Annotated in this window: 21 protein-coding genes; 16 read left to right on the top strand and 5 right to left on the bottom strand. The window is 59.3% G+C overall.

Annotation, left to right across the window (positions count from 1 at the left end; genetic code table 11):
- From recF to dnaA, 3 genes are read right to left on the bottom strand one after another with little or no spacing between them, the layout of a single operon-like run.
- Entirely contained in the window at positions 1-1,104 is a 1,104-nt protein-coding gene (gene recF / locus PMM47T1_RS06945; protein WP_008367114.1) for a DNA replication/repair protein RecF, read from the bottom strand.
- A gap of 19 nt (positions 1,105-1,123) precedes the next feature.
- Positions 1,124-2,227 carry a DNA polymerase III subunit beta gene (dnaN, locus tag PMM47T1_RS06940; RefSeq protein WP_008367113.1) on the bottom strand — a complete coding sequence of 368 codons (1,104 nt, stop codon included), beginning with the start codon at positions 2,225-2,227 and terminating at the stop codon, positions 1,124-1,126.
- 40 nt (positions 2,228-2,267) lie between these two features.
- Positions 2,268-3,782 carry a chromosomal replication initiator protein DnaA gene (gene dnaA, locus PMM47T1_RS06935; protein WP_008367110.1) on the bottom strand — a complete coding sequence of 505 codons (1,515 nt, stop codon included), beginning with the start codon at positions 3,780-3,782 and terminating at the stop codon, positions 2,268-2,270.
- 563 nt (positions 3,783-4,345) lie between these two features.
- Here dnaA and rpmH point away from each other — a divergent pair.
- The 5 genes from rpmH to mnmE all read left to right on the top strand — a co-directional run bounded on the left by rpmH (position 4,346) and on the right by mnmE (position 8,275).
- Positions 4,346-4,480, top strand: a complete 135-nt coding sequence (gene rpmH / locus PMM47T1_RS28945) for a 50S ribosomal protein L34 (RefSeq protein ID WP_003213577.1) — start codon at positions 4,346-4,348, stop codon at positions 4,478-4,480.
- Positions 4,481-4,496: 16 nt separating this feature from the next.
- Complete coding sequence (rnpA, locus tag PMM47T1_RS28940) at positions 4,497-4,898, top strand: ribonuclease P protein component (RefSeq protein ID WP_008367104.1); 402 nt, start codon at positions 4,497-4,499, stop codon at positions 4,896-4,898.
- The gene (yidD, locus tag PMM47T1_RS28935) at positions 4,891-5,136 is read left to right on the top strand and encodes a membrane protein insertion efficiency factor YidD (RefSeq protein ID WP_008367103.1); all 246 of its coding nucleotides are present in this window, start codon (positions 4,891-4,893) and stop codon (positions 5,134-5,136) included. The genes rnpA and yidD overlap by 8 nt, the downstream gene beginning before the upstream one ends.
- Positions 5,137-5,138: 2 nt before the next feature.
- A complete protein-coding gene (gene yidC, locus PMM47T1_RS06925) occupies positions 5,139-6,824 on the top strand; it encodes a membrane protein insertase YidC (RefSeq protein ID WP_008367102.1) in 1,686 nt (561 codons plus the stop codon).
- Between the two features lie 80 nt (positions 6,825-6,904).
- Entirely contained in the window at positions 6,905-8,275 is a 1,371-nt protein-coding gene (mnmE, locus tag PMM47T1_RS06920; RefSeq protein ID WP_008367100.1) for a tRNA uridine-5-carboxymethylaminomethyl(34) synthesis GTPase MnmE, read from the top strand.
- Positions 8,276-8,278: 3 nt separating this feature from the next.
- On the opposite strand, the gene PMM47T1_RS06915 is transcribed toward mnmE, so the two are convergent.
- Both PMM47T1_RS06915 and PMM47T1_RS06910 read right to left on the bottom strand, forming a co-directional pair.
- A complete protein-coding gene (locus PMM47T1_RS06915) occupies positions 8,279-9,739 on the bottom strand; it encodes a sensor histidine kinase (protein WP_008367098.1) in 1,461 nt (486 codons plus the stop codon).
- Positions 9,736-10,464, bottom strand: a complete 729-nt coding sequence (locus tag PMM47T1_RS06910) for a response regulator transcription factor (protein ID WP_008367097.1) — start codon at positions 10,462-10,464, stop codon at positions 9,736-9,738. The genes PMM47T1_RS06915 and PMM47T1_RS06910 overlap by 4 nt, the downstream gene beginning before the upstream one ends.
- Positions 10,465-10,609: 145 nt before the next feature.
- Between PMM47T1_RS06910 and PMM47T1_RS06905 the strand changes: the two genes are divergently transcribed.
- The 11 genes from PMM47T1_RS06905 (at position 10,610) to atpE (ending at position 19,667) form a co-directional block, all read left to right on the top strand.
- Positions 10,610-11,230 (top strand): cytochrome b/b6 domain-containing protein, encoded by a 621-nt coding sequence (locus tag PMM47T1_RS06905; RefSeq protein ID WP_008367095.1) that lies wholly within the window; start codon positions 10,610-10,612, stop codon positions 11,228-11,230.
- The gene (locus tag PMM47T1_RS06900) at positions 11,230-11,991 is read left to right on the top strand and encodes a molybdopterin-dependent oxidoreductase (RefSeq protein WP_008367093.1); all 762 of its coding nucleotides are present in this window, start codon (positions 11,230-11,232) and stop codon (positions 11,989-11,991) included. Before PMM47T1_RS06905 ends, PMM47T1_RS06900 begins: the two co-directional genes overlap by 1 nt.
- Before the next feature lie 65 nt (positions 11,992-12,056).
- Complete coding sequence (locus PMM47T1_RS06895) at positions 12,057-12,317, top strand: pentapeptide MXKDX repeat protein (protein WP_008367091.1); 261 nt, start codon at positions 12,057-12,059, stop codon at positions 12,315-12,317.
- A gap of 62 nt (positions 12,318-12,379) precedes the next feature.
- Entirely contained in the window at positions 12,380-13,060 is a 681-nt protein-coding gene (gene msrA / locus PMM47T1_RS06890; protein WP_008367090.1) for a peptide-methionine (S)-S-oxide reductase MsrA, read from the top strand.
- A 536-nt stretch (positions 13,061-13,596) separates the two neighbouring features.
- Entirely contained in the window at positions 13,597-15,489 is a 1,893-nt protein-coding gene (mnmG, locus tag PMM47T1_RS06885; protein ID WP_008367089.1) for a tRNA uridine-5-carboxymethylaminomethyl(34) synthesis enzyme MnmG, read from the top strand.
- Between the two features lie 5 nt (positions 15,490-15,494).
- Complete coding sequence (rsmG, locus tag PMM47T1_RS06880) at positions 15,495-16,133, top strand: 16S rRNA (guanine(527)-N(7))-methyltransferase RsmG (protein WP_177323369.1); 639 nt, start codon at positions 15,495-15,497, stop codon at positions 16,131-16,133.
- 18 nt (positions 16,134-16,151) lie between these two features.
- Positions 16,152-16,940: a ParA family protein gene (locus PMM47T1_RS06875; protein WP_008367087.1), complete on the top strand. Its 789-nt coding sequence runs from the start codon at positions 16,152-16,154 to the stop codon at positions 16,938-16,940.
- A 9-nt stretch (positions 16,941-16,949) separates the two neighbouring features.
- Positions 16,950-17,822, top strand: coding sequence for a ParB/RepB/Spo0J family partition protein (locus tag PMM47T1_RS06870; RefSeq protein ID WP_008367086.1), 873 nt, complete (start codon positions 16,950-16,952; stop codon positions 17,820-17,822).
- Positions 17,823-17,969: 147 nt separating this feature from the next.
- Positions 17,970-18,377 carry a F0F1 ATP synthase subunit I gene (locus PMM47T1_RS06865; RefSeq protein ID WP_008367085.1) on the top strand — a complete coding sequence of 136 codons (408 nt, stop codon included), beginning with the start codon at positions 17,970-17,972 and terminating at the stop codon, positions 18,375-18,377.
- A 16-nt stretch (positions 18,378-18,393) separates the two neighbouring features.
- A complete protein-coding gene (gene atpB / locus PMM47T1_RS06860) occupies positions 18,394-19,263 on the top strand; it encodes a F0F1 ATP synthase subunit A (protein ID WP_008367084.1) in 870 nt (289 codons plus the stop codon).
- A gap of 146 nt (positions 19,264-19,409) precedes the next feature.
- The gene (atpE, locus tag PMM47T1_RS28930) at positions 19,410-19,667 is read left to right on the top strand and encodes a F0F1 ATP synthase subunit C (RefSeq protein ID WP_002555987.1); all 258 of its coding nucleotides are present in this window, start codon (positions 19,410-19,412) and stop codon (positions 19,665-19,667) included.
- The last annotated feature ends 23 nt before the right edge of the window (positions 19,668-19,690 follow it).

Below are 19,690 nucleotides of genomic sequence, written 5' to 3'. Positions count from 1 at the left end.
TCACTCCCGATGGTCGTGGGTCTGGGTGATACGGCCCTGTTCCACGTGGAACAAAGCGACTGGCGTTTCCGTCTGCCAGCCTTCCCTCAATAATTCGTGGTCTACACAGGTAATGAATACCTGGCAGCGTAATTCTTCCAGCAAGCGGCAGAGTGCGCGGCGGTGTTGCTCGTCGAGTTCTGACGGCAAGTCGTCCACGAGATAAATACATTGACCGCGCCGAGCCTGGCTGACCAGGTGACCCTGGGCAATACGCAAGGCACACACCACCAGCTTTTGCTGACCGCGGGAAAGAATATCCGCGGCGTTGTGGGCGCCTAGTCGTAACCGAAGGTCAGCGCGTTGAGGTCCGGCCTGGGTGTGGCCCATCTGTTGGTCACGTAGCAGGGAAGTGCCGAGCACCTCGGAGAGGTCCCGTTCCTTGTCCCACCCGCGATAATAACTGAGGGTCAACCCGTCCAGCTCGACCAGCTCACTGAGGGTCTGCTCAAACACCGGTTTCAATGCCTTGATATAGGCGCGACGGTATTCATCAATTTCAGCACTGGCCAGGCATAACTCCCGGTCCCATGCCGCTTGCGAAGCAGCGTCAAGTGTACCATGCCGCAGCCACGAGTTTCGCTGCTTCAGGGCCTTCTGCAGTCTTTGCCAGGTGGCCATGAAGCGAGGTTCCACGTGGAACACTCCCCAATCAAGGAACTGCCGGCGGATTTTTGGAGCCCCTTCCAGCAAGCGAAAACTGTCCGGATTGATCAACTGCAACGGCAGGATCTCTGCCAGTTGGGCGGCGCTGCGCGCGTTCTGCCCGTCGATTCGGATAGTGAATTCGCCCAGCCGCTCCCGTGAAACACCCAATGCGGCGTGGCCGCCTTCGTTCAGCTCGACTTGCCCGAAGACCGTACAGGCACCTTGTTCGTACTGAATCACCGGCAACAGCCGAGTGCTGCGGAACGAGCGCGCCAAGCCCAACAAGTGAATAGCTTCAAGCACACTGGTCTTGCCGCTGCCGTTGGCGCCGTAAAGGATGTTGATGCGGGGGGAGGGGGAGAAGGTCACCGGGTGCAGGTTGCGCACCGCGGTGACAGAGACACGACTAAGGGACATCTAGAGTCTGCTGGGCAAGTTACAGGCGCATCGGCATGACGACATAAGCGGAGTCGTCGTTGTCGGATTCTTGCACCAGGGCACTGCTGTTGGAGTCGGACAGAATCAGCCGAACTTGTTCGGTAGTCATCACGCCCAGCACGTCCAGCAGGTAGCTGACGTTGAAGCCGATTTCCAGCGAACCACCGTTGTAGTCCACACCCACTTCTTCTTCCGCTTCTTCCTGTTCAGGGTTGTTGGCCTGAATCTTCAATTGGCCGGCGGCCAGTTGCAGACGGATGCCGCGGTATTTTTCGTTGGACAGAATGGCGGTGCGGCTGAACGCTTCGCGCAATGCTTGACGGTCACCCAGTACCAGCTTGTCGCCACCTTTAGGCAGAACGCGCTCGTAGTCAGGGAATTTGCCGTCAACCAGTTTGGAGGTGAAGGTGAACTCGCCGGTGGTAGCACGAATGTGGTGCTGGCCCAGAACGATGCTCACAGTACCGTCCGGCTCGGTCAGCAGGCGCGCCAGCTCAAGGATACCCTTGCGTGGAACGATGACCTGGTGCCGACCGTCATGGGTGATGTCAGCTTTCATGGAGCACATGGCCAGACGGTGACCGTCGGTGGCCACGGCGCGCATCAGGCCGTTGGACACCTCCAGCAGCATGCCGTTGAGGTAGTAACGTACGTCCTGCTGGGCCATGGCGAAGCTGGTGCGCTCGATCAGGCGACGCAGGCGGCTTTGCTCAAGGTTGCAGGTCAGCGAACCCGGGCCTTCTTCAACAGTAGGGAAGTCGTTGGCCGGCAGGGTAGACAGGGTGAAACGGCTGCGACCGGCCTTGACTACCAGCTTCTGCTCGTCGACCTTGATGTCGATAAGCGCGTCGTTTGGCAAGCTTTTGCAGATATCCATCAGCTTGCGCGCAGGCACGGTGATTTCGCCCGGCTCGGCAGGCTCTTCCAGCTGTACGCGGCCAACCAGTTCGACTTCAAGGTCGGTACCGGTAAGCGACAGTTGCTGGCCTTCGACAACCAGCAGCACGTTGGACAATACCGGCAAGGTCTGGCGGCGCTCGACGACGCCGGCGACCAGTTGCAGGGGTTTCAACAGGGCTTCGCGTTGAATGGTGAAGTGCATGGTCTAGTCCCTTGCCTTTAATAAGCTGCGCTGACGTTCATCAAGTAGTCAGCGTGCGCAGCAGGTTCTTGTAGTCCTCGCGGATATCCGCGTCGGATTCCTTGAGTTCGTTGATCTTGCGGCAAGCGTGCAACACCGTGGTGTGGTCGCGGCCGCCAAACACATCGCCGATTTCCGGCAGGCTGTGGTTGGTCAGTTCCTTGGACAAGGCCATGGCTACCTGACGTGGGCGAGCCACCGAGCGCGAGCGACGCTTGGACAGCAGATCGGAAATCTTGATCTTGTAGTACTCGGCCACCGTGCGCTGGATGTTATCCACACTCACCAGTTTATCCTGCAGCGCCAGCAGGTCCTTCAGCGATTCGCGAATCAGCTCGATAGTGATATCGCGCCCCATGAAGTGCGAGTGAGCGATCACACGCTTGAGCGCACCTTCCAGCTCACGCACGTTGGAGCGAATACGCTGGGCGATGAAGAACGCTGCATCGTGCGGCAGGTCGACCTTCGCCTGGTCGGCCTTCTTCATCAGAATGGCGACGCGGGTTTCCAGTTCCGGCGGCTCGACCGCTACCGTCAGGCCCCAGCCAAAGCGCGACTTCAGACGCTCTTCCAGGCCTTCGATTTCCTTCGGGTAACGGTCGCTGGTGAGAATCACCTGCTGACCACCCTCCAAGAGGGCGTTGAAGGTGTGGAAGAACTCTTCCTGGGAACGTTCCTTGCGAGCGAAGAATTGAATGTCATCGATCAGCAAGGCGTCCACCGAACGGTAGAAGCGCTTGAACTCGTTGATGGCGTTCAACTGCAAAGCCTTGACCATGTCGGCAACGAAACGCTCGGAGTGCAGGTACACCACCTTGGCGTTCGGGTTTTTCTTGAGCAGGTGGTTACCCACAGCATGCATCAAGTGCGTCTTACCCAAGCCTACACCCCCATAAAGGAACAGGGGGTTGTAGCCATGCTTGGGGTTGTCGGCGACCTGCCAGGCTGCCGCGCGGGCCAGCTGGTTGGATTTACCTTCGACAAAGTTTTCGAACGTGAAGGTACGGTTCAGGTAGCTGGTGTGCTTGAGCGCACCCTCTACTTGCACGTTGCGCTGTTCGGCACGCACGGGCGCCTGCTGGGAAGCAGCGCCAGCCATGGAGTCGAAGCTGTCACGTGAAGGCTCTTCACTGACCTCGGCCACCGCTGCGGGCGCCGATGCCGGCTCCTGGGCTACAGGTGTTGCTGGCGGCGCAGGCTGCTGGGCGGCTTGCGAAGCAGCCACTGCGGCGGCGAGCGGCGCGTTCGGCGCAGCACGGGGCGCCGAACTGCGACGGCTGCCTATTAATAAGGACAGAGCAGGCGCGATGCCGCTGCCGTGCTCGCCCAGGAGTTCAAGCAGGCGCCCCAGGTACTTTTCATTGACCCAGTCCAGCACAAATCGGTTGGGCGCATACACACGCAACTCGTCGCCTTCGGCTTCGACCTGTAGCGGACGGATCCAGGTGTTGAATTGCTGGGCAGGCAGTTCATCGCGCAGAAGCTCCACGCACTGCTGCCAAAGTTCCACTGACACGGATATCCCCTGAGTTGAAAGCCGGAGAGGCAAAAAACGATGCCCATTGTACCGACGCCGAGCACACTTATCCACATGTAGGTGGTGTGCAGATAAAGGCAAATCAGCACCTTATGCCCTTAGAAAACAAAAAAGGGCTGTGAATAAACTCTGTGGATAACCACCTCTGAGCATTCTGCACAACTGGGGGTTGAAAGCTGTGCATAACTGCCCTGTGCATAACTACCCTTTTCATGCACAGCTTTTCCGAGGGCAGAGCACAGCCGCAGCACCGTTTCTCGACAGGGTTAACGATCTCTGTACACTACGGAAACAAAGGGCTTGAGGTGGTTATCCACAGAAGAGTGCCGCCCTAAGATCTATAAGTACTACAGAAAAGCTTTAAATAAGGTCCTTCTCTATTTCTATATTTCCAGCAGGTTTGCCTCGTCAGACCGACGGTCATGCCTACGTAAAGGAAAAGCTGGTTGGAAATTGACCTGAGGCCTTGCTTTCACTAGAATCGCCGGTCTCTTAAAACGGGGACCATTCCGGCCCGTTGTGGACGAACCAGGTAACACGCCATGAAACGTACTTTCCAACCCAGCACCATCAAACGCGCCCGCACTCACGGTTTCCGTGCTCGCATGGCCACCAAAAACGGCCGTGCCGTTCTGTCGCGTCGCCGTGCCAAAGGCCGTGCGCGTCTGGCAGTTTGATCACTCGGCACTGGGGGTGAGTCAGGACTACAGTCGGGAAAAGCGTCTTCTGACAGCCCGACACTTCAAAGCGGTCTTTGACTCCCCAACCGGCAAGGTTCCAGGGAAAAACCTGCTGCTCCTTGCGCGCGAAAACGAGCTGGATCACCCTCGTCTGGGGCTTGTGATCGGCAAAAAGAGCGTAAAGCTCTCCGTTCAGCGCAACCGACTCAAACGCTTGATGCGCGACTCGTTCCGTCTGCACCAGGACCTCCTGGTCGGCTGGGATATCGTCATCGTCGCGCGGAAAGGTTTGGGTGACGTAGAAAACCCGGAACTGCATCAGCATTTTGGCAAGCTCTGGAAGCGACTTGCTCGTAGTCGCCCCACTCCAGTGGTAAAGACCGAATCTGAAGGGGTAGACAGTCAAAATGCGTAAACTGGCCATCGTTCCGATCCAGTTTTACCGCTATGCCATCAGCCCTCTGATGGGCAATCACTGTCGTTTTTACCCCAGCTGCTCCTGCTACGCGTTGGAAGCCATTGAAATTCATGGACTTCTCCGCGGCGGCTGGCTGACTCTCCGTCGCCTGGGTCGTTGCCACCCATGGCATGCCGGTGGTCTTGACCCGGTTCCGCCTGCCCCATCTCCCCGTAATTCTTCGATAGCCGAGTAATCATGGATATTAAACGCACGATCCTGATCGCCGCACTGGCAGTCGTGTCCTACTCCATGGTCCTGACATGGAACAAGGACTATGGCCAGGCTGCCTTGCCGACTCAGAATGTTGCTACCACCACTGGCGCCTCGGATTTGCCCGAAGCCCCGTTGGGTAACAATACTCAAGCAAGTGCCGACGTACCCAGCGCACCTTCTGCCAATGCTCCTGCGCCAACCCTGGCCCCGGATGCCGGCAGCAAGAACCTGATTCACATCAAGACCGATGTGCTGGATCTGGCTATCGATCCGAACGGGGGCGACGTTGCCCAGCTGACTTTGCCGGAATACCCGCGCCGCCAGGACCATCCTGACGTGCCATTCCAGCTGTTCGACAACGGCGGCGAGCGCACCTACCTGGCCCAAAGCGGCCTGATTGGTACCGATGGCCCGGACTCGCGTCCTACCGGCCGTCCGCTGTACAGCTCGGAACAGAAAAGCTACCAACTGGCTGACGGCCAGAACCAACTGGTGGTAGACCTGAAGTTCTCGTCCAACGGCGTGAACTACATCAAGCGTTTCACCCTGGACCGCGGCGAGTACGACCTGAAGGTCACTTACCTGGTGGACAACCAGGGCACTACGCCTTGGTCGGGCAACCTGTTCGCGCAATTGAAGCGTGACAACAGTGTCGACCCATCCTCGAGCACCGCCACCGGTACCGCCACCTACCTGGGCGCCGCCCTGGGTACTCCGGCCGAGCCCTACAAAAAGATATCGATGAAAGATATCGACAAGGGCAACCTGAAGGAAACCGTTCAGGGTGGCTGGGTAGCCTGGCTGCAGCACTACTTTGTCACGGCGTGGATTCCGGATCATTCGGTCAACAACGCCATGTCGACCCGCAAGGACAGTGCCGGCAACTACATCATCGGCTTCACTGGCCCTACGCTGACTGCAGCGCCTGGCGCCAAGGTCGAAACCAGCGCCGTGCTGTATGCCGGTCCGAAGATTCAGGACAAGCTGAAGCAACTGGCACCTGGCCTGGAACTGACCGTGGACTACGGCATCCTGTGGTTCATTGCCCAGCCTATTTTCTGGCTGCTCAAACATATCCACATGCTGCTGGGCAACTGGGGCTTCTCGATCATCGTCCTGACCCTGATGATCAAAATGCTGTTCTTCCCTCTGTCCGCTGCCAGCTACCGCTCCATGGCCCGCATGCGTGCCGTGGCTCCGCGCCTGGCGCAGCTGAAGGAACAGTTTGGCGATGACCGTCAGAAACTATCCCAGGCCATGATGGAGCTGTACAAGAAAGAGAAGATCAACCCGCTGGGTGGCTGTCTGCCGATTGTCGTGCAGATGCCGGTCTTCCTGTCGCTGTACTGGGTACTGCTTGAAAGCGTGGAAATGCGCCAGGCCCCTTGGCTGCTGTGGATCACCGACCTGTCGATCAAGGACCCGTTCTTCATCCTGCCGATCATCATGGGCGCGACCATGTTCATCCAGCAGCGCCTGAACCCTACGCCGCCGGATCCGATGCAGGCCAAGGTGATGAAGCTGATGCCGATCGTCTTCACCTTCTTCTTCCTGTGGTTCCCTGCAGGTCTGGTGATGTACTGGGTGACCAACAACACCCTGTCGATTCTGCAACAGTGGTACATCACTCGCGGTATCGAGGCGAAAAGCAAGAAAGCTGCTGCCTGACAGGTTGATCATCTAACCTGTGGATAAACGCCCCATTCGTGGGGCGTTTTGCTATCTGTCGATTATTTGAGGCCCGCACCATGAACGTTCCCCGCGAAACCATTGCCGCCATTGCCACCGCCCAAGGCCGCGGCGGCGTGGGTATCGTGCGTATCTCCGGGCCCTTGGCAGGCGCGGCGGCCCAGGCCATTGCCGGGCGCCAGCTGACCCCGCGCCACGCCCACTACGGGCCGATGCGCACTGCTGACGGCGACGTCATCGACGAAGGCCTGGCGCTGTATTTTCCCGGCCCTAACTCGTTTACCGGTGAAGATGTGCTGGAGTTGCAAGGCCACGGCGGGCCTGTGGTGCTCGACATGCTGCTGCAGCGCTGCCTGGAATTGGGCTGCCGCCTGGCACGACCGGGGGAATTCAGCGAGCGAGCGTTCCTTAACGACAAGCTCGACCTGGCCCAGGCCGAAGCCATCGCCGACCTGATCGAGGCCAGTTCTGCACAGGCTGCGCGCAATGCCGTGCGCTCGTTGCAGGGGGCTTTTTCCCGCCGTGTGGATAACCTCACGGAAAAATTGATCGCGCTGCGTATCTACGTCGAAGCGGCCATTGACTTTCCTGAGGAGGAAATCGACTTCCTCGCCGATGGCCACGTGCTGAGCATGCTCGACGATGTTCGCGAAAACTTGTCCACGGTGATGCGTGAAGCCGGGCAGGGCGCTCTGTTGCGTGACGGCATGACCGTGGTGATTGCCGGGCGGCCCAATGCTGGCAAGTCCAGCCTGCTGAACCTGCTGGCGGGCCGCGAGGCGGCCATCGTCACGGACATTGCTGGCACCACGCGGGATATCTTGCGCGAACATATCCACATTGATGGCATGCCGTTGCACGTGGTCGACACTGCCGGCTTGCGTGACACCGATGATCAGGTGGAAAAAATTGGCGTGCAGCGCGCGCTGAAAGCGATCGGCGAGGCGGACCGGGTGTTGTTGGTGGTCGATGCCACGGCCCCGGAAGCCAGCGATCCGTTTGCCTTGTGGCCGGAATTCCTCGAAGTTCGCCCGCAGATGTCCAAGGTCACCTTGATTCGCAATAAGGCCGACCTTACCGGTGAGACAGTGGATATGATTACCAGCGCCGATGGCCACGTCACCATCAGCCTCAGCGCCAAGGACGAGGGGCAGGGCCTGGACCTGCTGCGTGAGCACCTGAAGGCCTGCATGGGCTATGAGCAGACCGCAGAAAGCAGTTTCAGCGCTCGGCGGCGGCACCTGGATGCCTTGCGGCATGCCAGCACGGCTCTGGAACACGGCCGCGACCAGCTGACCCTGGCCGGTGCCGGTGAGTTGCTGGCCGAAGATTTGCGTCAGGCACAGCATTGCCTGGGCGAAATCACCGGCGCTTTCAGCTCCGATGACTTGCTGGGACGGATTTTCTCGAGTTTTTGTATCGGGAAGTAACCGCTACGCTGCTGTGGATAACTTGAAACTGAGCACCGTGCCGGTCGGCTTCCCGGCGGCCATGTGGATATCGCTGCCGTTCAGTTGCAACATGCGCTGCACGATGATCAGTCCCAAGCCGCCGCTTTCCGGTGAGGAACGGCGCAAGGCCGATGCGCGGGTGAACAATCCTGCGTGCAGCTCCGGCGCGATGCCCTTGCCCGTGTCGATCACTTGTACCTGCACATCACCCTCCCGGCCCTGCAAACGCACGACAATGCGGGTACCGGGAGGGTTGTGGCGGATGGCATTGTCGAGCAGGTTGGTGAGTACGCGCTCAATCATCGCCAGGTCGGCGTTAACGCTGGGCAGGGCATGGGGCATGTCCACTTCCAATTTCTGCTGGCGTGCCTCAGCGGCCAGTTCGAACTTCTGGAATACGTCCTGCACCAGGTCGGGCAACGCAAAAATCTCGGCCTGTGGATGAACCAGGCCCGATTCCAGGCGCGCCAGCTCAAACAACTCCTGCGCCAGGCGACCCACCTTGCGACTTTGCCCCAGCGCCACGTCCAGATAGTGGCGACGTTCCTCGCGCGTCAAACTTTCGTCCTTGATGCGCAACGTCTCCAGGTAGCCATGCAGGGAAGTTAGCGGAGTGCGCAGATCATGAGAAATGTTCGCCACCAGATCGCGTCGCTGCTGGTCCTGACGAGTCAGTTCCTGCCATTGCTCCGAGATACGCTGGCCCATTTGTGCAAACGCGCTGCTGAGCACAGCAATTTCGTCACCTTGTTCCACCGGATTGCTGGGCAAGGCTGCGGCGCGTTGGCCGTTGCCGTCGAATTCGCGAACGGTGCGGGTCAGGGCGCGCAAGGGGCGGGTGATGGAGCGGAAGGCAATTAGCCCCATGATCAGGGTAAGGACGACCATGCAGCACATTATCCACAGGGCAACGCGCAGGGCGGAGTCACCGTACAGCGAGGCTACCAAGGCATCGTGTGCCTTGCCTTGGAGTACCACGTAGACATAACCGGCATCCCGCCCGTCAACCTGCACGGGTGCGGCACTGAATACTTTATCCACATCCAGGTTGCGCGGGTCCTGGCCAAGCACCGGCAGCGGGGCGCCAGCCAAAAACTTATGCACAGGGGCAAGGTCGATGGTGGTACGCCGGAGGTTGTTGTCGGGGGCGCCGTTACCCACAACACGGCCATCGTTGGACAGCAGGTACAATTCCACCGAAGGGTTCACGGCCATCAGCTTGTCGAAGAGGTCGTGCACGGCGTCGGCGCGCCAGCCACTGGCGTCCATCAACTGCGCGGTGCCGGCGATGTGCGCCGCCAGGCCACTGGACAGCCGCTGCACGACCTCCAGTTCATGGCGGTTGCTGGCACTGATCTGCAGCCAGATGGACACCCCGCTGCTGGCCAGCAGCAGGGCGGCGAACACCAGCGACAGGCGCTGGCTGAGGGTCAGGGTTTTCAAGAGCTGGTCTCCGCGACAACGGGGCTGGCGACGAATTTGTAGCCGCGCCCCCATACCGTCAGGATGCGTTTGGGTATGGTGGGGTCTTCTTCGATCTTGGTGCGCAGGCGGTTGATGTGGGTGTTGACGGTATGTTCGTAACCGTCATGTTGATAACCCCATACCTCATTGAGCAGGTCCATGCGCGAGAACACCTGGTCTGGATGCCGGGCAAAGAAATACAGCAAGTCGAATTCCCGGGGGGTGAGCCCCAGTGCCTTGCCATCCAGGCTGGATTCACGGGCTACGGGGTCAATACTCAGCCCGTGAGTTATCAACAGGCCGGATTCCAGCCGCGCATTGCGCGCCATGGCGTCGGTACGGCGCAACAGCGCCCGCACCCGCGCCACCAGCTCCAGCATGGAGAACGGCTTGGCCAGATAGTCATCGGCCCCCAGTTCAAGCCCCAGGATGCGGTGCACCTCGCTGGAGCGTGCACTGGTAATGATGATCGGCGTATAGCGGGCCATGGCCCGGGCTCGTTTACAGATCTCCAGCCCGTCAATGCCGGGTAGCATCAAGTCCAGCACCAGCGCGTCCCATTGGCCTTCTTCCAGCATGCGCACGCCCAGATGGCCGTCCCCGGCATGCTCCACCACGTAACCTTCGTCACGAAGATGCAGGCGTAGCAGGTCCGCGATGTGAGCGTCATCTTCAACGATGAGCACGCGTTTTGGCCGTTCCATATGCAGTTATCCCCAGGCGTCTTGATAGCCATTGTCGCGAAAAAGCGGCGTGGCAGTTATCACATTTAATTTAACTCTGCGTGAGGACTTCGAGATCGGCCGGGCCGAACAATGGCGCCATGAACGCTGATACCGGGAGCCCGAGATGGCCAGCACAGCAACCATGACCCGCAGCGCCAGCCACCCAGGTTGGCTACGCCTGACACACTGGCTCAACGCCCTGGCCGTGCTGATCATGGTGTCCAGCGGCTGGCGCATCTTCAATGCGTCACCGTTTTTCGACTTTTCCTTCCCCGCAGTACTCACGCTGGGCGGTTGGCTGGGGGGCGCACTGCAATGGCATTTCGCTGGAATGTGGCTGCTGTTCGCCAACGGCGTCCTCTACCTGATGCTCAATATAGCCAGCGGACGTCTGTTCCAGCGCTTTTTTCCGGTGTCGCCCCGTGGCGTGCTGAGGGATTTATCCACAGCCTTGCGCGGCAAACTCGCCCACGATGACCTGACTCATTACAACCAGGTGCAACGGTTCGCGTATCTGTTTGCCATTGTGGACATTGCCCTGTTGGTCATTTCCGGGCTGGTGCTGTGGAAATCTGTCCAGTTCGGGCTGCTGCGTGAGTTGCTGGGCGGTTACGAAGCCGCACGTCGCGTTCACTTCATTGCCATGACGCTGTTGATGATGTTCGTGGTGGTGCATCTGGTGATGGTGGCCCTGGTGCCGCGCACCTTGCTGTTGATGATTACCGGCAAGGGGAGGAAAGCCTGATGCCTGTGGATAAATCCATCCTCGACGAAGCGCGCAAGCTGTTGGCTCCGCGTATCCAGGGCGCCAGCCGTCGCGACTTTCTGATGCGCAGCCTGACCCTGGGCGGTGTGGCCATGCTCAGCGGTTGCAATATCAGCGATGACCAGCACGTGGACGCTGCCCTGGCGAGCATCTCGCGTTTCAACGATCGGGTGCAGGGCTGGCTGTTCGACCCCAAGGCGCTGGCGCCGGTGTATGACGAGTCAATGATCACCCGGCCGTTTCCGTTCAATGCCTTCTACGGCGAGGACGAGGCCCCTAGCGTCGAGCAGGCCACGTACCGGCTGGAGGTCACTGGCATGGTGGCCGACAAGCGCAGCTGGCGCCTGGAGGAGCTTCACGCCATGGCGCAGACTGACCAGATCACCCGTCACATTTGCGTGGAAGGCTGGAGTGCGATCGGTCGGTGGGGCGGGGTGCGGTTCAGCGACTTTTTGCAACGCGTGGGCGCCGACACCAGCGCGCGCTTTGTCGGCTTCAAATGCGCCGATGATTACTACACCAGCATCGACATGGCCACTGCCCTGCATCCGCAGACACTGCTGGCCTTGACCTATGACGGCCAGACCTTGCCGCGCCAGTACGGCTTCCCCATGAAGCTGCGCATGCCCACGAAGCTTGGCTACAAGAACCCCAAGCATATCCAGGCCATTTTCGTCACCAACACCTACCCCGGTGGCTACTGGGAAGACCAGGGCTACAACTGGTTTGGCGGCAGCTGACGCAAACTTATCCACAGCACGGCACACGTCGTGCACTTTCGCCCCACGTTTGAAGGAGCACTACCATGAAGAAAGTATCCACCGTCGTACTGACCATGTGCCTGGCCTTCGGTACCGCCGCAGCGTATGCCGCCGACACCATGAGCAATGATTCGATGAGCAACGGCAGCATGTCCAACGGCTCGATGTCCAAGGACACCATGAAAAAAGACACCATGATGAAAAAGGACACTATGTCCAAGGACAGCATGAAAAAGGATGCGGCTAAGAAAGACAGCATGTCCAAGGACGGGATGAGCAAGGACTCGATGAGCAAGGATCAGTGATCTGACGGGGCGCCAGCAGGTTGTCCACATCCCTGCAGGCGCCCCGATCTTTGGAGACTGCAATGAAAGCCATTTTTCGTAGCGTACTCGCCGCCGCCATCTTGTCCACAGCCGCCTGTGCTCAAGCTGCGGAGAACGCGATAGCCGTTGACCCGCCCAAGCTCGATGAAAGCAGCAAAACAATCCACAGCGAGACGGCGGTATTCGCCGGTGGCTGCTTCTGGGGCGTGCAGGGCGTATTCGAACATGTGAAAGGTGTTACCCAGGCGGTGTCGGGCTATGCCGGCGGCCTGGCGCGCACGGCGCACTACGAGGAGGTAGGTTCGGGTGACACCGGCCATGCCGAATCGGTGCAGGTCACCTATGACCCCACGCAGATCAGCTATGGGCAGCTGTTGCAGATCTATTTCTCAGTGGCCCATGACCCTACCGAGCTGAACCGCCAAGGCCCTGACAGTGGTACGCAGTACCGTTCGACGGTATTCGTCGCCAACGCCGAGCAGCGCCAGGTGGCCCAGGCCTACATCGCCCAACTCGACGCGTCCCATGCATTTGGCAAACCATTGGCCACCACTGTGGAAAACCTCAACGGCTTTTTCGCTGCCGAGGCTTATCACCAGGACTACCTGGTACAGAACCCCCACAGCCTCTACATCATGATCAACGACCAACCGAAAATCGCCAACCTGGCGAAATTGTTCGGCAATCGTTATCGCGAAGACCCAGTGTTGGTCAGCCGCTAAACCCATCTCCCCGTTGCTGCCGCCAGGCTGTGAAAAGGCCCTTAGGGCCTTCACCGGTGTGATGTCTATCACAGGCCCGCTGTGCGGGCCTTCGCTGCCAACGACAGCTTGTACGCCTGTAAATCTATCAACAATCCCGAAATAAGCCCTGTGGGTAACCCACCTTCAGCTCTGGTGATAAGCACGCCTCAAACCTGGAGACAACTCCGTCTGTGTATAACCACCACTTTCATCCACAGGTTTAAGTCGCTTATCCACGGGGCTCATCGCCACATGGCCACAGGGTACAGCTTCTCTGTACAGCACGTAGATAAAGGGCTGTAGAACCTTATCCACAGAAATGTGGCTGTATAGAAATAAACATAAAAACAAAGCTTTAATAAATTTCTTTCTCTATTTTTATTTCTGCGGCGCCTGGCACGCCGCTCATCCACAGCTGGTTAAATTTTGTGCAAAAGGTTCCTTTAGGGGGGGGTAAGTCCCTATACTGGTGAGCTATCCCAATTACCCATCAATGAACAGGCACGAGGTGCGTGGTGGATTTCCCTTCCCGTTTTGAAGTGATCGTCATCGGCGGCGGCCATGCCGGAACCGAGGCTGCGCTTGCGTCAGCGCGCATGGGCGCAAAAACCCTGCTGTTGACACATAACGTGGAAACCCTCGGGCAGATGAGCTGCAACCCTGCGATCGGTGGCATTGGCAAAAGCCATCTGGTCAAAGAGATCGATGCGCTCGGCGGCGCCATGGCGCTGGCCACCGACAAAGGTGGTATCCAGTTCCGTGTGTTGAACAACCGCAAGGGCCCGGCCGTGCGTGCCACCCGGGCACAGGCCGACCGCATCCTGTACAAGGCTGCCGTGCGCGAGATTCTCGAGAACCAGCCCAACCTGTGGATATTCCAACAGTCGTGCGACGACCTCATCGTCGAACAGGACCAGGTACGCGGTGTGGTCACCCAGATGGGTTTGCGTTTCTTCGCCGACTCCGTGGTGTTGACCGCCGGTACCTTCCTGGCAGGGCTTATCCACATTGGCCTGGAAAACTACTCGGGCGGTCGGGCAGGGGATCCGCCTTCCACCGCGCTGGCGCGCCGCCTGCGTGAGTTCGCGCTGCGTGTGGGCCGGTTGAAAACCGGTACGCCACCGCGTATCGATGGCCGTTCGGTGGATTTCTCGGTCATGACCGAGCAACCGGGTGACACGCCTATCCCGGTGATGTCGTTCATGGGCTCCAAGGAACTGCACCCACGCCAGGTCAGCTGCTGGATTACCCACACCAACGCCCGCACCCACGAGATCATTGCCGCGAACCTTGACCGCTCGCCCATGTACTCGGGTGTGATCGAAGGTGTCGGCCCGCGTTACTGCCCGTCCATCGAAGACAAGATCCATCGCTTTGCCGACAAGGACAGCCACCAGGTGTTCATCGAGCCGGAAGGCCTGACCACCCATGAGCTGTACCCCAACGGCATCTCGACCTCACTGCCGTTCGACGTGCAGTTGCAGATCGTGCGTTCGATCCGCGGCATGGAAAATGCCCACATCGTTCGCCCCGGCTACGCCATCGAATACGATTACTTCGACCCGCGTGACCTGAAGTACAGCCTGGAGACCAAGGTCATCGCCGGCCTGTTTTTCGCTGGGCAAATCAACGGCACCACCGGTTACGAAGAAGCCGGTGCGCAAGGCCTGCTGGCCGGCACCAACGCCGCATTGCGCGCCCAGGGTCGCGATGCCTGGTGCCCTCGCCGCGACGAGGCCTACATCGGTGTGCTGGTGGACGACCTGATTACCCTGGGTACCCAGGAGCCGTACCGCATGTTCACGTCGCGCGCCGAATACCGGCTGATCCTGCGCGAAGACAACGCCGACCTGCGCCTCACCGAAAAAGGTCGCGAGCTGGGCCTGGTGGATGATGCCCGTTGGGCAGCGTTCTGCACCAAGCGCGAGGCCATCGAGCTGGAAGAGCAGCGGTTGAAAAGCACCTGGGTTCGGCCAGGCACCGAGCGTGGTGATGCCGTGGCCGAGAAATTCGGCACGCCACTGGGCCATGAGTACAACCTGATGAGCCTGCTGACTCGGCCGGAAATCGACTACAACGGCTTGATCGAGGTCACTGGCGAAGGCGCCGTCGACCCTACGGTCGCCGAACAGGTCGAAATCAAGGCCAAGTACGCCGGCTACATCGACCGTCAACAGGACGAGATCGCCCGTCTGCGCGCCAGTGAAAACACCAGGCTGCCTGTGGATATCGACTACGCTGCGATTTCCGGGCTGTCCAAGGAGATTCAGGGCAAGCTGGGGATAACGCGTCCGCAAACCCTGGGCCAGGCTTCACGCATTCCCGGTGTCACCCCGGCGGCTATCTCGCTGTTGATGATTCATTTGAAAAAACGCGGCGCAGGCCGCGAGTTGGAGCAAAGCGCTTGAGTTCTATGGTCACCCCACACCACTCGCAGGAATTGGCCCAAGGGGCTCGGGAACTGGGCGTCGAATTGAGCCAAGTGCAGCACGATCAGTTGCTGGCCTACCTGGCCCTGTTGATAAAGTGGAACAAGGCCTACAACCTGACCGCCGTGCGCGACCCCGACGAGATGGTCTCGCGCCACTTGCTCGACAGCCTGAGTGTGATCGCCCACATCGGTGGCGGCGAGCGCTGGCTGGACGTGGGTAGCGGCGGTGGCATGCCAGGCATTCCACTGGCTATCCTGTTTCCGGAAAAACAGATCACCTGCCTGGACAGCAACGGCAAGAAGACCCGCTTCATCACCCAGGTGAAACTGGAGCTGAAGCTGGACAACCTACAAGTTATCCACAGCAGGGTGGAAGGGTTCCAGCCAGCGCTGCCGTTCAACGGGATTATTTCCCGCGCTTTCAGCAGTCTGGAAGACTTCACCAACTGGACCCGCCACCTGGGCGACACGAATACACGCTGGCTGGCAATGAAAGGGCTGCATCCTGCCGACGAGCTGGTAGCATTGCCGGCAGATTTTCACCTCGAAAGCGCACAGGCCTTGGCCGTACCGGGTTGCCAAGGCCAACGTCATCTGCTGATACTGCGCCGCACGGCATGATTGGGAACACACGCAATAATGGCTAAGGTATTCGCGATAGCGAACCAGAAAGGTGGTGTGGGCAAGACCACCACCTGCATCAACCTCGCAGCATCGCTGGTCGCGACCAAGCGCCGCGTGCTGCTGATCGATCTCGATCCACAGGGCAACGCCACCATGGGGAGCGGTGTGGACAAGCACGGCCTGGAAAACTCGGTCTACGACTTGCTGATCGGCGAGTGCGACCTGTCCCAGGCCATGCACTTTTCCGAGCACGGCGGTTACCAACTGCTGCCGGCCAACCGCGACCTGACCGCGGCCGAAGTGGTGTTGCTGGAAATGCAGATGAAGGAAAGCCGCCTGCGTACCGCGCTGGCGCCTATCCGCGAAAGCTACGACTACATCCTGATCGACTGCCCGCCGTCGCTGTCCATGCTGACCCTCAATGCCCTGGTGGCGTCCGATGGGGTGATCATCCCCATGCAGTGCGAGTACTTCGCCCTGGAAGGTTTGAGCGACCTTGTGGATAACATCAAGCGCATTGCCGAGCTGCTGAATCCGGAACTGAAGATCGAAGGCTTGCTGCGCACCATGTATGACCCACGCCTGAGCCTGATCAACGATGTTTCCGCGCAGCTCAAGGAACACTTCGGCGACCAGCTGTACGACACCGTGATTCCACGCAACATCCGCCTGGCCGAGGCCCCAAGCTTCGGCATGCCGGCGCTCGCCTACGACAAACAATCGCGTGGCGCTCTGGCCTACCTGGCCCTGGCGGGCGAGATGGTTCGCCGCCAGCGTCGCCAAACTCGCGCTGAAAAAGCTTAAGGAATCCACATGGCCGTGAAGAAACGAGGTCTCGGACGTGGACTGGATGCCCTGCTAAGCGGGCCCACCGTCAGCGCGCTGGAAGAACAGGCCGTACAGGTCGACCAGAGAGAATTGCAGCACCTGCCCCTGGACGTGATCCAGCGCGGCAAATACCAGCCACGCCGGGACATGGACCCACAGGCGCTGGAAGAGCTCGCCCATTCGATCAAGAACCAAGGCGTGATGCAGCCGATAGTGGTCCGCCCCATCGGCAACAACCGCTTCGAGATCATTGCCGGTGAGCGCCGCTGGCGCGCCAGCCAGCAGGCCGGCATGGACACCATCCCGGCCATGGTCCGCGATGTACCCGACGAGGCGGCCATTGCCATGGCCCTGATCGAGAACATCCAGCGCGAAGACCTGAACCCGGTGGAGGAAGCCATCGCGCTTCAGCGCCTTCAGCAGGAATTCCAACTTACCCAGCAACAGGTGGCTGACGCCGTGGGCAAGTCGCGGGTGACCGTGGCCAACCTGCTGCGCCTGATCTCGTTGCCGGAAGTGATCAAGACCATGCTGTCCCACGGCGACCTGGAGATGGGCCACGCCCGTGCTTTGCTCGGTTTGCCCGATGAACAACAGGTCGAAGGGGCGCGACATGTTGTCGCACGTGGTTTGACCGTGCGCCAAACTGAGGCGCTGGTTCGCCAGTGGCTCAGCGGCAAGCCTGAACCGGTGGAAGCGGCCAAGCCCGATCCGGACATCACCCGCCTTGAGCAGCGCCTGGCAGAGCGTCTAGGCTCTGATGTGCAGATACGCCACGGGCAAAAGGGCAAGGGTCAGTTGGTGATCCGTTACAACTCCCTGGATGAGCTCCAAGGTGTGCTCGCCCACATTCGCTGAAACAATCCTTCTGTAGCGCGCAGTCGGAAATCACTACCCGGCAGTTGAATAGGGGCTGAACCGCCCCTATACTCTGCGCGCATTTTGTCGGCACAAATTATGCCAAGTCATTGATTTTGGCGCGCCGACTCACGAGGAGCAATTGTGATGGAAACCCGCACGCCAAACCGCCTGCCCTTCCATCGCTTGGCGGTATTTCCGGTATTGCTGGCTCAATGTGTCGTGTTTCTGTTGGCAGCCTTGGCGTTGTGGCAGTGGCGCGGGGCAGTCAGCGGGTATTCGGGCCTCCTTGGAGGGCTGATTGCCTGGTTGCCGAATTTGTATTTTGCTCACAAGGCTTTCCGGTTTACCGGAGCCCGAGCCGCGCAAGCCATCGTCCGGTCGTTCTACGCCGGCGAGGCAGGCAAATTGATTTTGACGGCAGTGCTGTTCGCATTGACGTTTGCAGGAGTGAAACCATTGGCGCCGTTGGCAGTATTCGGTGTCTTCGTGCTGACCCAGCTGGTCAGCTGGTTCGCACCCCTGCTGATGAAAACAAGACTTTCGAGACCTTAGGGCGTTTGAGGCAACCATGGCAGCAGAAACCGCTTCGGGCTATATCCAGCACCACTTGCAGAACTTGACCTTCGGTCAACTACCAGATGGCGGCTGGGGCTTTGCCCACTCCGCAGCACAAGCCAAGGAAATGGGCTTTTGGGCTTTCCACGTCGATACCCTCGGCTGGTCCGTTGCCCTGGGTCTGATTTTCGTCCTGATTTTCCGCATGGCGGCTAAAAAGGCGACTTCCGGCCAACCTGGCGCCCTGCAGAACTTCGTAGAAGTGCTGGTAGAGTTCGTCGACGGCAGCGTCAAGGACAGCTTCCACGGCCGCAGCGCCGTGATCGCTCCCCTGGCCCTGACCATCTTCGCCTGGGTGTTCCTGATGAACGCCATCGACCTGATCCCGGTCGACTGGATCCCTCATCTGGCCGCCGCCATCACTGGCGATCACGAGATTCCGTTCCGTGCAGTGTCCACCACTGACCCGAACGCTACCCTGGGCATGGCGCTGTCGGTGTTCGCACTGATCATTTTCTACAGCATCAAGATCAAGGGTATCGGCGGCTTCCTGGGCGAACTGACCCTGCACCCGTTCAGCAGCAAGAACATGCTGGTTCAGATCATCCTGATCCCGGTCAACTTCCTGCTGGAATTCGTGACCCTGATCGCCAAGCCAATTTCTCTGGCCCTGCGACTGTTCGGCAACATGTACGCCGGCGAGCTGGTGTTCATCCTGATCGCCGTGATGTTCGGCAGCGGTCTGCTGTGGCTGAGCGGTCTGGGCGTTGTACTGCAGTGGGCGTGGGCTGTGTTCCACATCCTGATCATCACCCTGCAGGCCTTTATCTTCATGATGCTGACCATCGTCTACCTGTCGATGGCGCACGAAGAGAACCATTAAGACTCGCCTTGCGTGTCTGATGACCCTTCCACCCCGGTGGGAGGGTGCCCTTGGGGGGAGTCTGCCGGGGCTGCTGCAAAAACGATTTGTTTTACCGCTTTAATCTAAAAAACCTAACCAATACGACGTAAAAGTCGGGAGGAAAGATGGAAACTGTAGTTGGTCTAACCGCTATCGCTGTTGCTCTGCTGATCGGCCTGGGCGCACTGGGTACTGCTATCGGCTTCGGCCTGCTGGGCGGCAAATTCCTGGAAGGCGCTGCTCGCCAGCCAGAAATGGTTCCAATGCTGCAAGTTAAAATGTTCATCGTTGCCGGTCTGCTCGACGCCGTCACCATGATCGGTGTTGGTATCGCTCTGTTCTTCACCTTCGCGAACCCCTTCGTTGGTCAACTCGCTGGCTAATCTCTCGAACCTTCGAGTTGATT

Origin of the sequence: Pseudomonas sp. M47T1 (assembly GCF_000263855.1) — a bacterium.
GTDB lineage: Bacteria > Pseudomonadota > Gammaproteobacteria > Pseudomonadales > Pseudomonadaceae > Aquipseudomonas.
This window is presented reverse-complemented; position numbering and strand designations above follow the sequence as displayed.